The organism is Thermogutta sp. (assembly GCF_039793925.1).
Taxonomy (GTDB): Bacteria; Planctomycetota; Planctomycetia; order Pirellulales; family Thermoguttaceae; genus Thermogutta.
On the sequence record NZ_JBAMME010000247.1, the window covers coordinates 1,521 to 18,248 of the forward strand.

The following is a 16,728-nucleotide window of genomic DNA, read 5'->3' on the forward strand; positions in this document are numbered from 1 at the left end:
CCCTTGTTGGCTGCTTCGGAAACCAGACCCCGGATATCATTGAGCAACTGGCTGACCTGGCCCAGAGCGCTGTCTGCCGTGGCAATCATCTGGTTGGCCCGCTGGCTGTTCGTGATGGCCTTTTGCACAGCCGTGATGTCTGCCCGCAGAGCCTCACTTGCGATCAGTCCCGCAGGGTCGTCTTTGCCGACGTTGATCCGCAAACCGGTGCTCAATCGGGTAAGAGCTTCCTGCAGTTGAGCCTGAGAACGAGCCAACGTCTTCTGAGCCGTCAACGAGCTGATGTTCGTGTTAATCCGGGTCATGTCTGTTACCCTTTTCCTGTACGTCAGAGGACCAAGCCAAACTCTGTTTCCACAACGTCAGCTCATAGCAGGATCAACCAACCGGTTAAGCGCGGGTTTTAGATTCCGGTATTGATCCCTTATGAGCTCCCCTCCACACCAACTTTCAAGGTGGAAGCCGGATGAACCGTTTCATCCGTTCATCGCTCTATGGAGGCACATCGACTGGGATGTTCAGGTACTTTAGGTAAATTGAACCGACCTGCCAAACCCATATCGATTCCTCTTTTGTTCGCTTCGGCAGGAAAATGTAGGTTACAAAAACGAAACCGGCCACAAGACGTGCGAAGTTTTCGTCTTGTGGCCGCAGCGTCGGCACAGCCTGTACAACCGCTACTTAAACGCCATTCTTTTCTTCCTGTGAGGGCGTGTTCGACTCGGTTTTTGACGGTGTTTGAGCGGCTTTCTGCCTTTTTTCGCGTTGAATAGCTTCGTACACCTCGCGACGATGAACGCTCACTTCCGGGGGTGCCTCGATGCCCAGCCGCACCTTATCCCCACGAATATCGACCACCGTCACGACGATGTTGTCCCCGATGATGATACTCTCGTCGCGCTGGCGAGAAAGGACAAGCATCGTACACTCCTTTGTATCATGGTTTGTCCGTCCGAAATGCTCCAACTTTCAAAACACCACACCGGCCGACCCTCACAGGTCACTTCAGCGACATCCCTCCTCGATCTGAATATCCTCTGACTTATCGCTTCGGCACAATTCGCAGGTGGGGTGAATGACACTTCTTGAGCAACGATTATATGGAATGTGATGAGCGCATCGAGCGAGCCCGCGCTCTTGGGCTACCTCATCGTCATACGATCATTCGCTGCGCAACGGTCCGAATCCCTTGATAGAGGTGCCCCAATTTGGATATAAACCAAGCACTTCCGTTGCGAGAAAAAAGCTGGTGTACCCGTCATAGTTTGCGTTATGAGGACTCTGGTTTTCTTCGTTTCAGCTTCTCCGTCCCAGGTTACTGTCCCGCTGCCTGCGGAGGGAAACACACCGATGGTGGTCTATATCTTTCCCACTCTCAGGAAAGTCGTCACCACCATCCGTTCCCGCCAGTTATTTCCCGACTGGCTGGTTCTTTTCCAGGATCGGCCGGGCCAATTTTCTCAAGACGAACGGTACGCCCTTCACCGTCTGACGCCACTCACTCGATGGCTGGTGGTTTCCGGGCCATGGTGCGAAAGTGAACCGCGGACAGGCACACCGCTGCCAGGTGTGCTGCGGCTATCGTGGTCTCAATGGCGGGTGGTAGCGAAGGACTTCCTTCGGCTTTTGCAGGACAAAACCAACCCTCTCAGTGGATTGCCCATCACTGCCAGTGAAGAAGAATTCCAATCAGCCCGCTCGCAGTTCCCGTTCCCTGCTTTGCCGCAGGGTCAAGAACCGCTGGATATCGCTGTCATTGGAGAATTTCCCGAGGAACTGATGTGTATCAAGCGGCTTTTCGAGCAGTGGTCCGTTGCGGTGTGGATAGCCACACCGGAAGAGGCCCTGGCACACTGGCGGCCCGTAAAGGCAGCGATTTATGACGTCCGAGGAGCGAACACCGATGAACTTCGACGGATTGAGCAGCTGATTATCAGGTCGTATCGCGCATCACCCCGGGGCTGCGGTTGGGTCCTTTTAGCAGGTTTCCCCATTTGCGAGGATTTCGAGTTTACCAAATATTGGTCGCAGATATGCATTCTGCCGAAACCCACGCAGCACTGGGACCTGCTGGTTGGCCTACGACATGCGCTTGCGGACTGGGCGAACACAATCGCATGAGCCCGCCTATTTAGGATCCGCAAACTCCTTGTCTGGATCGTGCACGAAGACCAGTCAGGTTTGCCAAGTTGTCTGGGTTTCTTCGCGGGCGCGTTTGATATAGCGGTCGAGGATGATGGGAATTTGATCTGGGGTGACTGTACCGTGCATTTCATCGCCGATCAAGAGCACCGGCGCCAGACTACACGCACCGAGACAACGGGCACCCTCCAGGGTGAAGAGACCATCGGACGTGGTCTCGCCGAAGTGGATTCCAAGCTCGTCTTTAAGCTTTTCCGCAAGCCGATCGGCACCCTTGACGTAACATGCGGTACCCAGGCAAAGGTTGATGATGAATTTCCCTCGCGGTTGCAAGCGAAAGTAATGGTAGAAACTGGCAACACCCGAGACTTTCGCCGCTGGAATCTGCATCAGTTGGGCAACGGCATCCAAATGGCTGGCCCCCAAATATCCAAACTTGGCCTGGACCCGGTGCAAAACCGCAATGAGCTGACTGTGCGGCTCCGGGCTCTTTCGGCATTCTTCAATGAATTGCACGAGGTCCTCTCCGAGAATCCGTTCCGAAACGGCTTTGACCTCGGGCCAGTTGTCTGTCGTCGACGTACATGTGTGTTGCGTGTTCATCGGATACCCCTTGGCAATCGCGGTCGATAGCTCGTGTGGAGAAGCTGGTGTGCCCGGGCTGAACCAGGGCTCCCCAGATAGGTTTCGTAAAGCTCTTCCAAAGCCGGATTTTCGTACGACTCGCGGAGCTGCTTGGCACTATCGATCGTGTACAAAGCGCTAGCTCGCTTCCGTAATAGCCCTGGATCGAGAACGTGGTAACCTTCAGGAGGATACGGTTGTCCTCCACCACCAATGCAGCCGCCTGGACAGGCCATTACCTCGATGATGTCGTAATGATCTTCCCCGGATACCACCTTGTTGAGGATCTCTTTGGCATTGTTCAGGCCGTTGGCCACAGCGACGTGGAGATTTCGTTCCCCGATTGCGACGTATGTGTCACGGAGGCCTTCCACAGCACGAACCTCAGTGAACTCCAGTCGATCGGGCTTTTTCCCTGTAAGTATCCGTGCAGCCGCCCGCAGCGTTGCCTCCATCACCCCGCCGGTGGTCCCAAAAATATCGCCGGCGCCGGACGCGATTCCCAAAGGCGCATCGAATTCCCCATCGGGCAATTTCGTGAAATCAATGCCGTAGCACTTGATCATCCAGATGAGCTCGCGAGTGGTCAACACGGCATCGGTATATGGTCGCCCATTGGGCATGCGGTGTTCCGGCCGCTGGGCTTCAAATTTCTTCGCGACGCAGGGCATCACCGCGACCATGAAAATCTTTTCCGGCGGAATCCCTTTTCGTTCGGCGTAATACGTTTTTGCCAGCGTCGACAGCATGCTCATTGGGGATTTGCAGCTCGACGCGTGTGGGATCAACTCTGGATAAAACTTCTCAAGGAAATTGATCCACCCCGGTGAACATGAGGTGATCATAGGAAGCGGACCACCGGATTCCAACCGCGTCAGAAACTCGTGCGCTTCCTCCACGATGGTGAGGTCGGCACCGAGGTCGGTATCAAACACGGCGTCAAAACCGAGCAGCCGGAGAGCCGTGATCATTTTTCCCGTGCAGGGGGTTCCGGGAGGATAGCCGAAGCCTTCCCCGATAGCTGCTCGGATGGAGGGTGCCGTCTGCACGACGACGTGGAGGTCCGGATTCGCCAAAGCCTCCCAGACGATCTCGGTACTCGATTTCTCGAGGAATGCTGCGGTCGGACACACATTAATGCACTGCCCGCACTGGATACAGACCGAGTCATCCATATTGGCCAGATGGGCAGGTCCGACGACTGTGGTGAAACCTCGACCATGCTGACTTAGGTTGTAGACCCCCTGTATTTCGGCGCAGACCCGAATGCACCGCCCACATAGAATGCACTTGTTGGGATTGCGGACAACTGCCGCACTTGAATCATCAATCGGAAATTCTTTGCGGCGTCCCGCAAACAGTCTTTCCCGAACTCCCAGCGAGTAGGCCAGGTTTTGAAGTTCGCAGTTTCCATCGCGTTCGCAGGTCTGGCAATCCATCGGATGGTTATCCAGAATCAGCTCCACGATGTCCCGCCGCGCCTGCCTGATTTCCGGCGAATTGGTGCGGATAACCATTCCTTCCCAAACCGGAAGGCTGCACGAAGCCACATATCCCGGAAGACCTTCGACCTCCACAACACAGACCCGACACGCCCCTGCGAGGCTCAGATCCGGGTGATAGCACAGACGCGGAATACGGATGCCAATTTTTTCCGCAGCCTGCATCACAGTTGTGCCTTCCGGCACCTTCACTGGCGTGTTGTCGATTGTCACCGAAATTTGTTTGGGACGCTTGGCCATCATTACGTTGCGATCCTGCACCGGGCTGAAAGTTTGAACGTCCGTTTAACGAATTTCTGGATGGATTGGACGTGTCCCACTCCTCCAAGACCAACCACCCTTGCACAGTTACAGGCGGAGCACCGCATCGAAGCGACAAACCTGGAAGCAGCGTCCGCACTTGATGCACCGCGCCTGATCAATAACGTGTGGCTTTCGGCGCTCGCCAGAGATGCACTCCACCGGACAATTTCTGGCACATGCGGTGCATCCCACACACTTTTCGGGATCGATTTCGTAGTGAATCAAGGCCACGCATTTCTTGGCGGGGCAGCGTTTATCCCGCACATGAGCCAGATACTCGTCGCGGAAATGGGTGAGCGTGCTCAGCACTGGATTGGGCGCTGCCCTGCCCAAGCCGCAAAGGGACGCCTTTCGGACCAAATTGGCTAGCCGTTCCAGCTTCACCAAATCACTCTCGTCGGCTTTACCTGTGGTAATCCGCTCGAGAATTTCCATCATGCGGGTCGTGCCCTCGCGGCAGGGCGTACACTTGCCGCAGGATTCATCCTGCGAAAATGCCATGAAGAACTTGGCAATGTCCACCATACAATCGTCCTCGTCCAGGACGATCATGCCGCCGGAGCCCATAATCGACCCGGCTTTGTTAAGAGTGTCAAAGTCAACTCGCAGATTGAGCATGGACGCCGGGATGCACCCGCCCGCAGGCCCGCCTGTTTGCACAGCCTTGATCTGTTTTCCACTCGGCGAGCCCCCGCCGATTTCCATGACCACTTCGCGAAGCGAAATGCCAATAGGCACCTCGACCAGGCCGGTTTGCTTGATTTTTCCCGCTAAAGCAAACACCTTGGTACCGCCGCTAGCCTCGGAACCGATTCGGGCAAACCAGTCCGCCCCGTAAATGATGATGGCAGGGATGTTGGCGAACGTTTCCACGTTGTTGATCACGGTGGGCTTGCCCCAAAGCCCTACTTCTGTCGGATAAGGCGGGCGAACACGCGGTTGTCCTCGTTCTCCTTCAATCGAATGGATGAGCGCCGTCTCTTCGCCGCATACAAATGCACCCGCCCCCAGGCGGATTTCGATATCAAAATCGAAACCTGAGTTCAGGATGTTTTTCCCAAGAAGGCCCCATTCCCGACAGCGCTGGATGGCATTGTCCACACGTTCCACGGCGAGCGGATACTCAGCACGAACGTAAACAAATCCCCGGTGTGCTCCGATGGCAAAGGCACCGATAATCATGCCTTCAATCACGTTAAAGGGATCGGATTCCAACATACTCCGATCCATGAAGGCACCGGGATCTCCCTCGTCCGCATTGCAAATAATGTATCGTGTTTTTTCAGGAGACTTTCGCGCCAGGGCCCATTTTTGGCCAGTCGGAAACCCGCCACCGCCTCGACCTCTCAGTTTGGAACGCGTTACTTCTTCCACCACCTTCTCAGGGTCATTTTCCGCCAGTACCCTGGTCAGGGCTTCAAAGCCCCGATAGTGGAAGTATTCCTCAATACTGGTGGGATCGATGATTCCGTTGTGCCGAAGGGCGATCCGCGTCTGGCGGTTGAAGAATGCGATTTCCCCATACAGTTCGAAAAAGTCCTGACTGACGGGCTCTTCCTTCACCCGCAATCGCTCCACAATCCGTCCGTTTTGAATGTGTTCGCGGACGACTTCCTGAAGATCTTCCAGAGTTGAAATCCGGTAGAGTATATTTTGTGGACGAACCAGAATATGGGTGCACTTTCCCGCCAGCTCCGCGCTGCACGCCCCGAAGCAGCTCGCCTTTGTGACGCGGCAGATCTCTGGTGGGATCCCCATGGCCTTCAATTGATTGGCCATAGGCCCGCCGCAAATCTGCTCTCCCTTCCATCCGCATCTCAGCGAGCCGCAGTTCAGGATCTCATATTTGGACAACTGCTCGATTGGACCATCCAGAACGTGGTCCAATAGCGGTTCCCCGCCGATCACATGTTGTGTGAAGATCTTGTGTACCAACTCGCGATTGACGAGCTGATACTTGATGGGCATTTCACCCATGCGAAAGACGCTGACGATCGGCTCGCGACTGCAGCGCCCCGTGCAACCCGTCTTACGGAGAACGATATCATCACGTCCGGAGGCCGCAATGTGCTTGCGGAACTCCTCCGCCACCTCTAGAGAACCGGCCGCGTGTTCACACGTCGCGGAACCAACCTGAATGAAGATCCGTCCCTCGCCGACGCGCTGTTGGTAGTCGCTTTCGGCCCGGGATTTCAGCGCTTTGTACGCATCCCAAACTGCTTGAGTCACGGGTCTTCCTCAGCCACACGAAATTCGGGACAAAGATCACTTCCGCGTCTTTTGCGAACAACCCCCACCGCCCGCGCGGCGAGCACCCATCCCGAGATAAAAGGTCTCATGCTAACCGGAAAACTAATCCGACACGACGCGCACCGCCCCAGACTTTCTGGTTCAGAGCTAAACCCCAGAACTGAGTTGTAACTTTATTAGTGTTACGTTCGGCGAAAATGCCAAGTTCACATGGGAGATCAGATGTCTTTGGGCAGCTCGTATCCCGGTCGCTGCGGGCGTTCCACAAAACTGTTCGCCTCGTCATCCCCGATAAAGACTTCCCGAGCCGGATCCCACTGGAGGCGACGGCCGAGATAACGGGCAATATTGGCAAGATGGGCGATCGTGATCGATCGATGGCCAATCTCCACATCCGCTACGGGTTTTTCCCGCGTGCGGATACAATCCATCCAGTTTTCCATGTGGTACTTGGCCTGCCATAGTGCCACTTCATCCCGCCATTTGTCGATTTCCTCTTTGGGAGGCAGGTCCCTGATGAGATCCGGCGGATTGCAAGTAAATTTATTTCGATTGATTTCAATTTTGCCGAACTCGCCTGAAAAGATGGCCCCGCCCATGGGGCCGTTTGCAAGCTCCAGACGGACAGGCGTGCCATCGGCGTACTTCATATGGACAGCGGCATTCATATCTTTGGCCGCTCCCTGAGGACGGATGTCCACGGGACCAGTCTCGTCCTTTCCGAGGGCCCACTGGATTTGATCGAGACCGTGGGCGCCCCAATTGGTCATCTCCCCGCCCGAATAGTCCCACCACGCCATCCAACCGAAATGGAGCTGCCGATTGTACGGACGATAGGGCGCCTGGCCGAGCCATTGATCCCAATCAAGTTTGTCGGGAATCTGCTCTTCCGGCAATCCGGGATAAAACCGCGGCCCTGGATAATTGCATCCCTGGACCACGCGGATCTTACCGAGCTTTCCCGATCGAATGAACTCACAGGCGATTCGATTCATCGCCATCGACCGCTGCTGGCTTCCGACCTGGAAAACCCGGCCATATTTTCGGACGGCGTTGACGAGCAGGCGCCCTTCCCGAATATACAGTGTCAGCGGCTTCTCCGCGTAAATGTCCTTGCCTGCCTGACATGCATGAATGCACACCAGGACGCGCGTGTGGTCAGGCGTTCCTACGATAACCGCATCGATATCCTTTCGGTCAAGAAGTTGCCGATGGTCCTGATAAACCGACCATCGCCCTCCCCCTTTTTCTGCGTTCACCTGTTCCGACCGCTCCAAATAACAATCGCAAACAGCCAGAATCTGCCCCTGATCCGGTAACTGCTCGATGAGCAAACGTGACCGGTTTCCCGTGCCAATAACGCCGACTGTGATCCGATCGTTTGCCCCCGGCCGAGCACCTTCAGCCAACGCGGAACGAGCAATAACACTGGGCAAGGCCACGCCGGCCGTCAAACTGCCGACGATCTTGCAAAATGATCGCCTTTTCAATCGCATGGTCAAAATCCTTTTCCGAGGAATGCCGCTTTCCCAGACATGCGTTCGCCAAACTCAACCCAGGCTTCGTCCTGCCACCAGCCCCAATCCCTGGATAATTACCAAACGGCAAACCCGCTATACTCTCCCCGCCATCGCCTGTTTTCGGGCAACAAAAGGCGGTTTATCGAATCGATTGCTCCGGGAGCTCTGTTTTGATTCCTTCATCAATCGGCATCCGGTCTGGAAGCGCGTCTGTTTCTATCTGGAGTCGCCTCAATTCCCGTTTGAGTTCCTCGAGCACACCCTGATAGCGGGGATCCTCGACGAGATTATGCCGCTCTTCCGGGTCATTGAGCAAATCGTAGAGCTCCGCTTTGTGTTTGTCAGGGCTGCCATCACCGGTAGGATAATGCATGTATTTCCAGCGTTCCGTTCGCACGCCGCGGACGTTCGGCGTGTACGGAAATTGCTTTTCGTAGTTGTATTCGTAGTACCAGCTTTTCCGCCAGCCCTCCGTCTTCCCTTCCAAAAGGGGTCGCCACGAGCGCCCATGAGTTTTCGGCAAAGGCGGGGCTCCACACATATCGAGAAGGCTGGGGGCTGTGTCGATATTCAAGACCATCTGCTTAATTACTGTTCCGGGTTTGACAATCGGCGGATAACGCACCAGTAGGGGCACGCGAATGCTCGGTTCGTGCATGGTCCGTTTGTCCATCATGCCGTATTCACCCAATAGAAATCCGTTGTCCGACGTGAACACAACAATCGTCCTGTCGAGTTGGCCGGTTTCTTCCAAAGTCTTAAGAATCTCACCCAGACTATCATCCACCGACTTGATGGTGGCGAAATAAGCTCGCACCATCCGGGCAAAATCGGCTTCGGCTTCCGGTCGCGCATCCGGGAATTTCTCTCGGAACCCGAATAATGGGCCATAAATCCCGTGCCAGGTGACCAGCCGTTCCTTGACCCAGTCGGGCTTACCCTCGAGTGCGAAAGCGCTGGCCGGATAGTGGATTTCAACATCGTCAAAAAGATGTTCGTATTTGGGTTCCGGTGTGAACGGCGTATGGGGCGCCTTGTGTCCAATCATGAGAAGGAATGGTTTCTCGTGGGGATGGCGAAGCCAGTTCACTGCAAGCTCTGTAATGCGATGGGTGTAATATCCCTTTAGCATCACCCGCTGGCCATTGATGTTAAATTCATTATCAAAGTATTTTCCCTGCCCTTTGTGGCTGGCCCAGTAATCGAATCCCAGCCGCGGTGCGTCGTTTTCCTCCCCCATATGCCACTTGCCGATATACGCCGTTTCATAACCAGCCGCCTGGAGTTGCTTCGGCAGGCTGGGCAAATCGTCGGGAAACTCGGTGAAATTGTTGATAACACCATGGGTATGTGCATACAGGCCTGAAATCGCAGAGGCTCGACTGGGTGAGCACAGTGATGTGGTCACAAAGGCATTCACAAAGTTGGCCCCTTCGGACGCCAGCCGGTCCATGTTGGGAGTTTTCAAAAATGGATGCCCGGCGCAGCTCATGGCATCATACCGCTGGTCGTCTGTCACGATGTAGACAACATTGGGATGGGCAACGGGAGCTGCGGCAGAAATGGTACACCCAATCAAAAGCAGGAATGACGGTGTGATCATGGTGGTTTCTTCACTCTCCGTAACAACAAGGCTGGTGCCGGGCAAACCGGCGTCCATTATAACGGCCACGCAGAGAGGTTGCCACCGAGCAGAAAGGGTGGAAATGGGAGGATGCAAAAGAGGCTATTGGCAAGAGGGGTCAACGAGACCTATGGCTTCGCCGAGGTTTCACTCTGGACGGCTGACAAGTTTTGGTCCCTAGAAGGCCAGATCTTTTCTCCGACAATGCCCGATATCCGGGCGGCAGCTTGCCAGGCATCCGCGAGATTGGCGAGGTAGTCCAATCTGGTTTCTATTTCGGAGCGCTGGGCTTCGAGAACCCGCAGGTATTCCATTATGCCCCCTGTGTATCCCTGCATCGACAGTTGCACCGCCTCGCGGACCCGGGGCAAAATGTCTTGCTCATATCGCTGGACTCTCTTCCTGGCAGCGAAGTAATCCCGAAAAGTCGTGGCCAGTTGGTCGCGGAGATCTTCCTTAACTTGTCGTACACGCTCCAGCGCCTGGCTTACCTGGGCATCGGCTGCCATGATGTTCCCCTGGTTTCGGTCCCAGAGTGGCAGCGGCACACTGACGCCGAGCGTCCAGTCATCTCCGCGAGTTTCGTTCTGCCGGGTATAACCTGCTCCTAGAGTGACGTTGGGCCATTTTTCTTTGCGCATCCTTTCGCTCAGATAGCGCGCCCGTTGCACCTCCCACTGGGCAGCTGAAACCTCGGGATGTGAGGCGAGAACCTGTTGCAGAGTTCCATCCCAATCATAATCCGGCAAAGGGGCAGAGAATATATCCTCAAACGAGGCCCCGGCAGGGATTTGAGCTCCAATCGCAGCCGCGAGCTTTTCCTTCTGAAAAGGGATTTGCCGCTCCGCGGCCTCCTGCTGGGCACGCAACCGTTCCACTTGCAGTTCAAATTGAACGACCTCTAAACGTGTCCCCTGTCGCGATTCCAGGAGGGCCCTGCTTTGGTTCAGAGAGGCTTCAGCAATGCTCAGTAATTCGCGGTATGTTTGGGCCCGTTTTTCCGCTAGAAGGACCTCGCAGTATGCCTGCCTGATCGCAGCCGCGATCTTTCTCCATTCGGCCGCCACCAGACACCGGCTTCGCTCCAATTCGCAGTGCGCGATCGCCTGGTCCAGGCTTCGCTTCCCCGGGATTACCAACTCTTGACTGACGAACGGGGCCGTCCAAATCCCCGGGCCCTCTGGATCGCTCAGCTCTTCCCCGTTGATGGAAAAGACCGGATTTGGATAGAGGCGGCTCTGAAGGGCTTTTCCCCGAGCCACGGAAATCATCCAAATGGCATCTTTCAATTTAGGATTGGTTTGTTCCGCTAGGCGAAGGGCCTGCGCCAACGTGAAAAGGGGGAGGGAAGCCGCTTGAGTGTAGGCTTCACGGTCAGCTATGACCAGGAAATCTGGCGAAAGCGAGGCGCCCTGAGAAGACTGCGAAAAACAAGTAGCGGAAGAAAGCTGCGCTATTGCAACAACCAGACACAAAAAGTGAAGCAAGGTGCGATAACTCGGAACAACCCCATCGGACGAGTGGGCCTCCTCCGGCACCACAACGCCACAATCGGCGAGCCCAGGGGGCTCGTTGGAGACTGCACACATAAAGTTTCCCATTCCAGTTTTGCTCTCTATCGAAAGAGCCTGCCACCATGTATGTTCGGCTCTTTCAGCACATCTTCTTTATCTTGCCACAGATTAATCTCATCCGTTTCGATGAAGAAAGCGCCCCATTGCGGGAAATGGAGAAACTAATCGCTGCTAATTGTGTTACTTGCGCTGACCGCTTCGGGTACCTGGACTTTAGGCATCCGGTTTGAGTCATTTGTGGGCTCTTCCATGGCTGACTTCTGGGTTGAGGATTCGACATCAAGCCCCAACCAGCGAGAAGTGGACTCCGGGTTTGCTCCGAGCACGCGTGTGCAGAATTGAAAGATCGCATGAGCTACCCCGTCAAAGACCAGGTACAGCGCCCGCAGCACGAGCAGCGACATCACCATCGCTCCGATAACGCCCCCGATAACAACTGTAGCCAGAGGCCGCTGGACCTCTGCCCCCTGACCAGTACTCAGTGCCATCGGCAAGAAGCCCAGGCTAGCCACCAGAGTCGTCATGAGCACTGGCCGCAACCGGATGATGGCCGCTTCCCGGACCGCGTCTGAAACGCTTCGCCCACTTTGACGGAGCTGACGGATCGTGCTGACGAGCAGCATGTCGTCCAGCACCGCGATTCCGGAAAGAGCGACGAATCCGATCACTGCCGAGACCGAGAGGGGCATATCACGGAACCACAATGCGAGAACCCCGCCCACCCAGCCGAATGGCACTCCAGTGAACACCCGTAACACATCGATAATGTTGTGATAGGTGAGGTACAAAAGAAACAGCACAAGGCCCATTGCCAGCGGAACCACAACTGCCAGCCGCGCGAAAGCCCGCTCGAAGTTTTCGAATTGACCTCCGAAGGTAATGAAGTATCTTGCCGAGGGCAGCGTGGGTAGCACCTCCTCGTTAATTCGGCGGCGGGCTTCTGCCACAAAACTTCCCAGGTCCCGACCGCGAATGTTACACGTCACCGTGAGGCGACGCTGTCCCCATTCGCGAGTAATTGTGGCGGGCGTTTCGCGGCGTCGAACTTCGAGCAGACGGGCAAGAGGAATACTTTGGCCAGCGGGTGTTTTCAGAATCATTTGGGAGAGCCTGTCCGGGTGTTCCCGGTATGATGGATCCAAAGCTACGACCAGCGGAAAGCGGTAATCTCCCTCCACTACAGTTCCAACTTTGTAGCCGCCCAAAGCCTGAACGGATCGCAGGACGGAATTGACTGAAAGACCGTATCTGGCAATTTCATCTTGTTTAACGGGGAGTTCCAGAGCAGGTTGTCCCGTCACCTGTTCCGTGGCTACATCCGCGCTGCCCGGGATCTGTTTGAGAATGGTTTCTATCTGTGCCGCCTTCTCCCGAAGTACGTCGTAGTCATCACCAAAGATTTTGATTCCCAGGTCGCTCCGCACACCATGGATGAGTTCATTCATGCGGAGCTCGATTGGCTGGGAAAAGGCCAATCGCTGACCGGGAATGACGCGAAGGACTTCTTCGATCTTTTGACGTAATTCTTCCTGGGTGCGAGCTCTTTTCCATTGAGTGCGCGGTCGCAGCATCACATAAATATCTGTCAGTTCAATGCCCATGGGATCGGTTGCCACTTCAGCAGTTCCGATGCGGCTCCAGACCTCTCTGATCTCGTCGGGAAACGCGTCCAGAAGGATCTTTTCCATACGTGTGTTGAGCGCAATGGAGTCTTCCAGCCTTGTGCCCGTTAACCGTACTACGTTGATGGTCAAAGACCCTTCCGACAGCTTCGGCAAGAACTCACTGCCCAATCGTGGTCCAATTCCAGCTAGCACGAGAACAACAAATGGAATTGCGATAGCCAGCACTATTCCCGGATAGCGGGTAGACAAGTTCAAAACGGGTTTGTAGACGGCCTTCACCAAACGGATGGCCAGGGGCTCTCGATGCTGAACCCGGCGCGGCAGAACGATGCTCGCCAACACAGGCATCAACGTCAGAGAGAGAACCAGTGCGCCACACAGACAGAATATAACCGTAAGAGCCATGGGGCGGAACATTTTTCCCTCTATTCCCTCAAGGGCGAGAATTGGCAAATAAACGATCATAATGATCATCTCGCCAAACAGCGTGGGCTTCCTAACTTCAATGGCGGCCTGCCGTACCAGGTCGACCATGGAGCCGCGGACGAGATCGCCCTTCGCCACGTGTCGGACGCAGTTTTCCACCATTACCACTGAACTATCCACCACCATGCCGAAGTCGATCGCTCCCAAACTGAGAAGACTGATTGCAATTCCGAACTTAAGCATTCCCGTGAACGCGACGAGCATAGAAAGGGGAATCGCCAGAGCGACGATCGCGGCGGCCCGGAGATTGCCCAAAAACAAGAACAGCACGGCAATCACCAGCAGAGCACCCTCAAACGCATTCTTCCGCACGGTTTCCAGGACGTAGTTGACCAATTCTGTACGGTCGTAAACAGCGTGGACATCGACATCCGGGGGGAGGATAGCTTTTATTGCTTCCAGTTGCTTCCGGATGGCTGCACACACTTGCTGACTGTTTTCCCCCATCAGCATGAAACACAAGCCGAGGACAGCCTCGCCTTTACCATTCGCCGTAACTGCCCCGCGGCGAATTTCGTAACCCACTGTTACCTCGGCTATATCCCCGATGCGGACGGGTACTCCATCTCGAGAAGTCACGCCAATCTGCCGGAGTTGCTCTTCATTACTAATCCGCCCGATCCCCTGCACCAGGACGCTTTGCCCGTACTGGCGCACGACACCGGCCCCAACGTTCAGATTGTTGGCTTCAAGAGCTCGAATGACGTCCTCGAGTGTGATATTAAAGAAGAGGAGTTTCTGCGGATCGGGCCGCACTTCATATTGCTTCTTGTATCCTCCCCATGAGTTGACTTCAGTCACCCCCGAAACCGCCAGGAGCTTAGGCTTGATCACCCAGTCCTGGATTGTCCGCAAGTAAGTAAGCTTCTCTACTCGTTCTTCCGGTGTGGCGTTCACTGGATCCCAGTTTTTGAGGGTCACCACATAATGAAAAATCTCTCCCAGCCCGGTAGAGATCGGCCCCAGTGTGGGACGCTCGATCCCCTCGGGAAGCTCGACCATGGTCAGGCGTTCGGCAACGACCTGGCGTGCCCACTTCATATCTGTTCCGTCACGGAAAGTGAGCACAATTTGCGAAAGGCCGAACTTGGAGATTGATCGGAGAAGTTGCAACTGGGGAAGCCCGGCGAACACCTGTTCGAGGGGAATCGTGATTTGGCGTTCCACTTCTTCAGGCCCGAGGGCCGGAGCCACTGTATTCACCTGCACCTGAACGGGGGTTGTGTCGGGAAAGGCGTCGACATCCAAGTGGAGCAGCGAGAAGCTGCCCACGCCCGCAACCACAACTCCAGCCAGCACCACCAGAAAACGATTTTCCAGGCACCAAGTAATAAGCCGCTCAAGCATGCGATTCTACCTCGCTGGTTTCCGCTCCCGGCGCACGCGCCGATCGCCCGTTTGTTTCCAGAGTCAGCTGTTGTGGTCTGCGCAACCGGCCCCAAGTCGCTCTTCCAGAAGCGCCCCCCGCAGCACAAAGCTGTTGGTGGTGGCCACAAGTTCTCCTGGCAAGAGCCCGGCCAAAATCTCTCTCATTTCTTGATCCTTGTGCCACACTTTTCTTCCGATGCGAACCTTCCGCACATGGAAGACTTTGTAGGGCAGTTGATCGAAATCCCGGTCGCGAACGAATACGACAAAACAGTCACCCTCCCAGTGAACCGCTGATTCCGGGACCATGATGACGTTCCGATCCTCCGCAATGATAATTTCCGCCCGACCGGCCGTTCCCACGTGATTCTCCTCTTCGGTTGGATCCAGCGTTGTCCACACGGCTACCGTACGGGTGCGCTCGTCGATTAAAGGGCCCACTGCAACCACCTTGCCTCGATCCGGTTCGACATGGCCACTGTGCTGAAAAACGACCCGCTGGCCTGACCGAACGCGAGAAGCATCTTCCGGACGGATCCACACCATAAGCATGAGCTGGTTCGGATCACCCACGGTCATCAGGGGCTGCCCCGCAACGACATGCTGCCCCGGGCCCACAAAACATGACAAGACCCTACCTGCCATCGGCGCGTGAATCGACAACACCGGATCTCCGCGAGATGAATTTTCGCTTGGGGGAAGATGTTGCGAAGAAACTGAGGTTTCCGTGATGCCGACCTCAAGCTCCGTAGTACCGAACGACTCACTGTTTGGTCGGGCAGTGGTCCTCGCCATCCAGTTCAGCTTTTCCCGACTGATCCAGTGTTCCACACACGCCTGCTCCCACAGCGCGATGGCCTCGTCCACCACGCGCGGTGCGACGGTGAGGCCTTTGAGGGACGCGAACCGATCCATTTGCACACGGCGCAACTCCACGAGTTGAGCAGCCTTCCGCCCATCGGCACGCCACTTAGCCAATTCGGAGGACTCCATCTCGAGCAGGATGTCGCCTTTTTGCACAGAATCTCCCTCCTGCCGAGCGATGTGTCGGACAATACCCGCAAAAGGGGCGCTGATGTGCACTTTGCTTCCAAAGCGGAGCTCCACACGTCCCTGAGTCTCGACGATTTCCTGGAGCGTCCCTCGCGTCACTGGAAAAACCTCCACACCCAGACGCGTCAACACATCCGCCGAGGAAATCTGGACAAAGTGTTGGTGAAGAGTACAGTCGGGATTAATCGGACTATCCGACTCACGAGACGCCCTTTCAAAATCCACGGGCAAAATCTCCGGACTCGTGGACAACTCGGCAATCTCGGGATAGCAGAGCGGGCATTCCGGAACACGGTGCTTTTCACACCAAGGCCCTTGGAATCGCCGCTTCGGCCACAGTCGGGGCGAACACCCCAGACACAGTTTCTCCGGGACGTGGTGCTCTGCGCACCATCCCCCGGGCGCGCGGTCGCTCTCATGTCGCCCGTTGTCGGCGCGACGTCCCAAAAGTTGTAGATACCCCATCACACGCGGACTGACGCCGCTCCAGAACGCCACCGCTGAGATCCCCAGCCCTAATACAAAGAATCCCGCAACGCTCACGATTGTCTTGATCTCGCGATCTCCACGTGATCTGTGACCCCGCGTTTTTTGATCACGCTCAGTTGCCATCGACTCAGACGAACGATGCTCGACATTCATGCTTTCCGCCTCCCT

11 protein-coding genes are annotated in these 16,728 nt (G+C 55.6%); 1 reads left to right on the forward strand and 10 read right to left on the reverse strand.

Going from position 1 to position 16,728, the window contains the following annotated elements; translation table 11 throughout:
• The coding region (locus ABJK56_RS11760) for a flagellin (RefSeq protein ID WP_347244862.1) at positions 1–305 on the reverse strand (305 nt) is incomplete at its 3' end.
• A gap of 376 nt (positions 306–681) precedes the next feature.
• Positions 682–921 (reverse strand): carbon storage regulator CsrA, encoded by a 240-nt coding sequence (gene csrA / locus ABJK56_RS11765; RefSeq protein ID WP_347244863.1) that lies wholly within the window; start codon positions 919–921, stop codon positions 682–684.
• Between the two features lie 429 nt (positions 922–1,350).
• Between csrA and ABJK56_RS11770 the strand changes: the two genes are divergently transcribed.
• Positions 1,351–2,121: a hypothetical protein gene (locus ABJK56_RS11770; protein WP_347244864.1), complete on the forward strand. Its 771-nt coding sequence runs from the start codon at positions 1,351–1,353 to the stop codon at positions 2,119–2,121.
• Positions 2,122–2,175: 54 nt separating this feature from the next.
• Here the strand turns inward: ABJK56_RS11770 and nuoE are convergent, their stop codons facing one another.
• The 8 genes from nuoE to ABJK56_RS11810 form a co-directional block, all read right to left on the reverse strand.
• A complete protein-coding gene (gene nuoE / locus ABJK56_RS11775; RefSeq protein WP_347244865.1) occupies positions 2,176–2,745 on the reverse strand; it encodes an NADH-quinone oxidoreductase subunit NuoE in 570 nt (189 codons plus the stop codon).
• Entirely contained in the window at positions 2,742–4,511 is a 1,770-nt protein-coding gene (locus ABJK56_RS11780; RefSeq protein ID WP_347244866.1) for an NADH-dependent [FeFe] hydrogenase, group A6, read from the reverse strand. The genes nuoE and ABJK56_RS11780 overlap by 4 nt, the downstream gene beginning before the upstream one ends.
• Before the next feature lie 105 nt (positions 4,512–4,616).
• Positions 4,617–6,800: an NADH-quinone oxidoreductase subunit NuoF gene (gene nuoF / locus ABJK56_RS11785; RefSeq protein ID WP_347244867.1), complete on the reverse strand. Its 2,184-nt coding sequence runs from the start codon at positions 6,798–6,800 to the stop codon at positions 4,617–4,619.
• 239 nt (positions 6,801–7,039) lie between these two features.
• The gene (locus tag ABJK56_RS11790; protein WP_347244868.1) at positions 7,040–8,317 is read right to left on the reverse strand and encodes a Gfo/Idh/MocA family oxidoreductase; all 1,278 of its coding nucleotides are present in this window, start codon (positions 8,315–8,317) and stop codon (positions 7,040–7,042) included.
• 163 nt (positions 8,318–8,480) lie between these two features.
• Positions 8,481–10,001: a sulfatase gene (locus ABJK56_RS11795; RefSeq protein WP_347244869.1), complete on the reverse strand. Its 1,521-nt coding sequence runs from the start codon at positions 9,999–10,001 to the stop codon at positions 8,481–8,483.
• A 92-nt stretch (positions 10,002–10,093) separates the two neighbouring features.
• Positions 10,094–11,554 carry a TolC family protein gene (locus tag ABJK56_RS11800; protein ID WP_347244870.1) on the reverse strand — a complete coding sequence of 487 codons (1,461 nt, stop codon included), beginning with the start codon at positions 11,552–11,554 and terminating at the stop codon, positions 10,094–10,096.
• 146 nt (positions 11,555–11,700) lie between these two features.
• Positions 11,701–14,997 (reverse strand): CusA/CzcA family heavy metal efflux RND transporter, encoded by a 3,297-nt coding sequence (locus ABJK56_RS11805; RefSeq protein WP_347244871.1) that lies wholly within the window; start codon positions 14,995–14,997, stop codon positions 11,701–11,703.
• 63 nt (positions 14,998–15,060) lie between these two features.
• Positions 15,061–16,713 carry an HlyD family efflux transporter periplasmic adaptor subunit gene (locus ABJK56_RS11810; protein ID WP_347244872.1) on the reverse strand — a complete coding sequence of 551 codons (1,653 nt, stop codon included), beginning with the start codon at positions 16,711–16,713 and terminating at the stop codon, positions 15,061–15,063.
• Between the last annotated feature and the right edge of the window lie 15 nt (positions 16,714–16,728).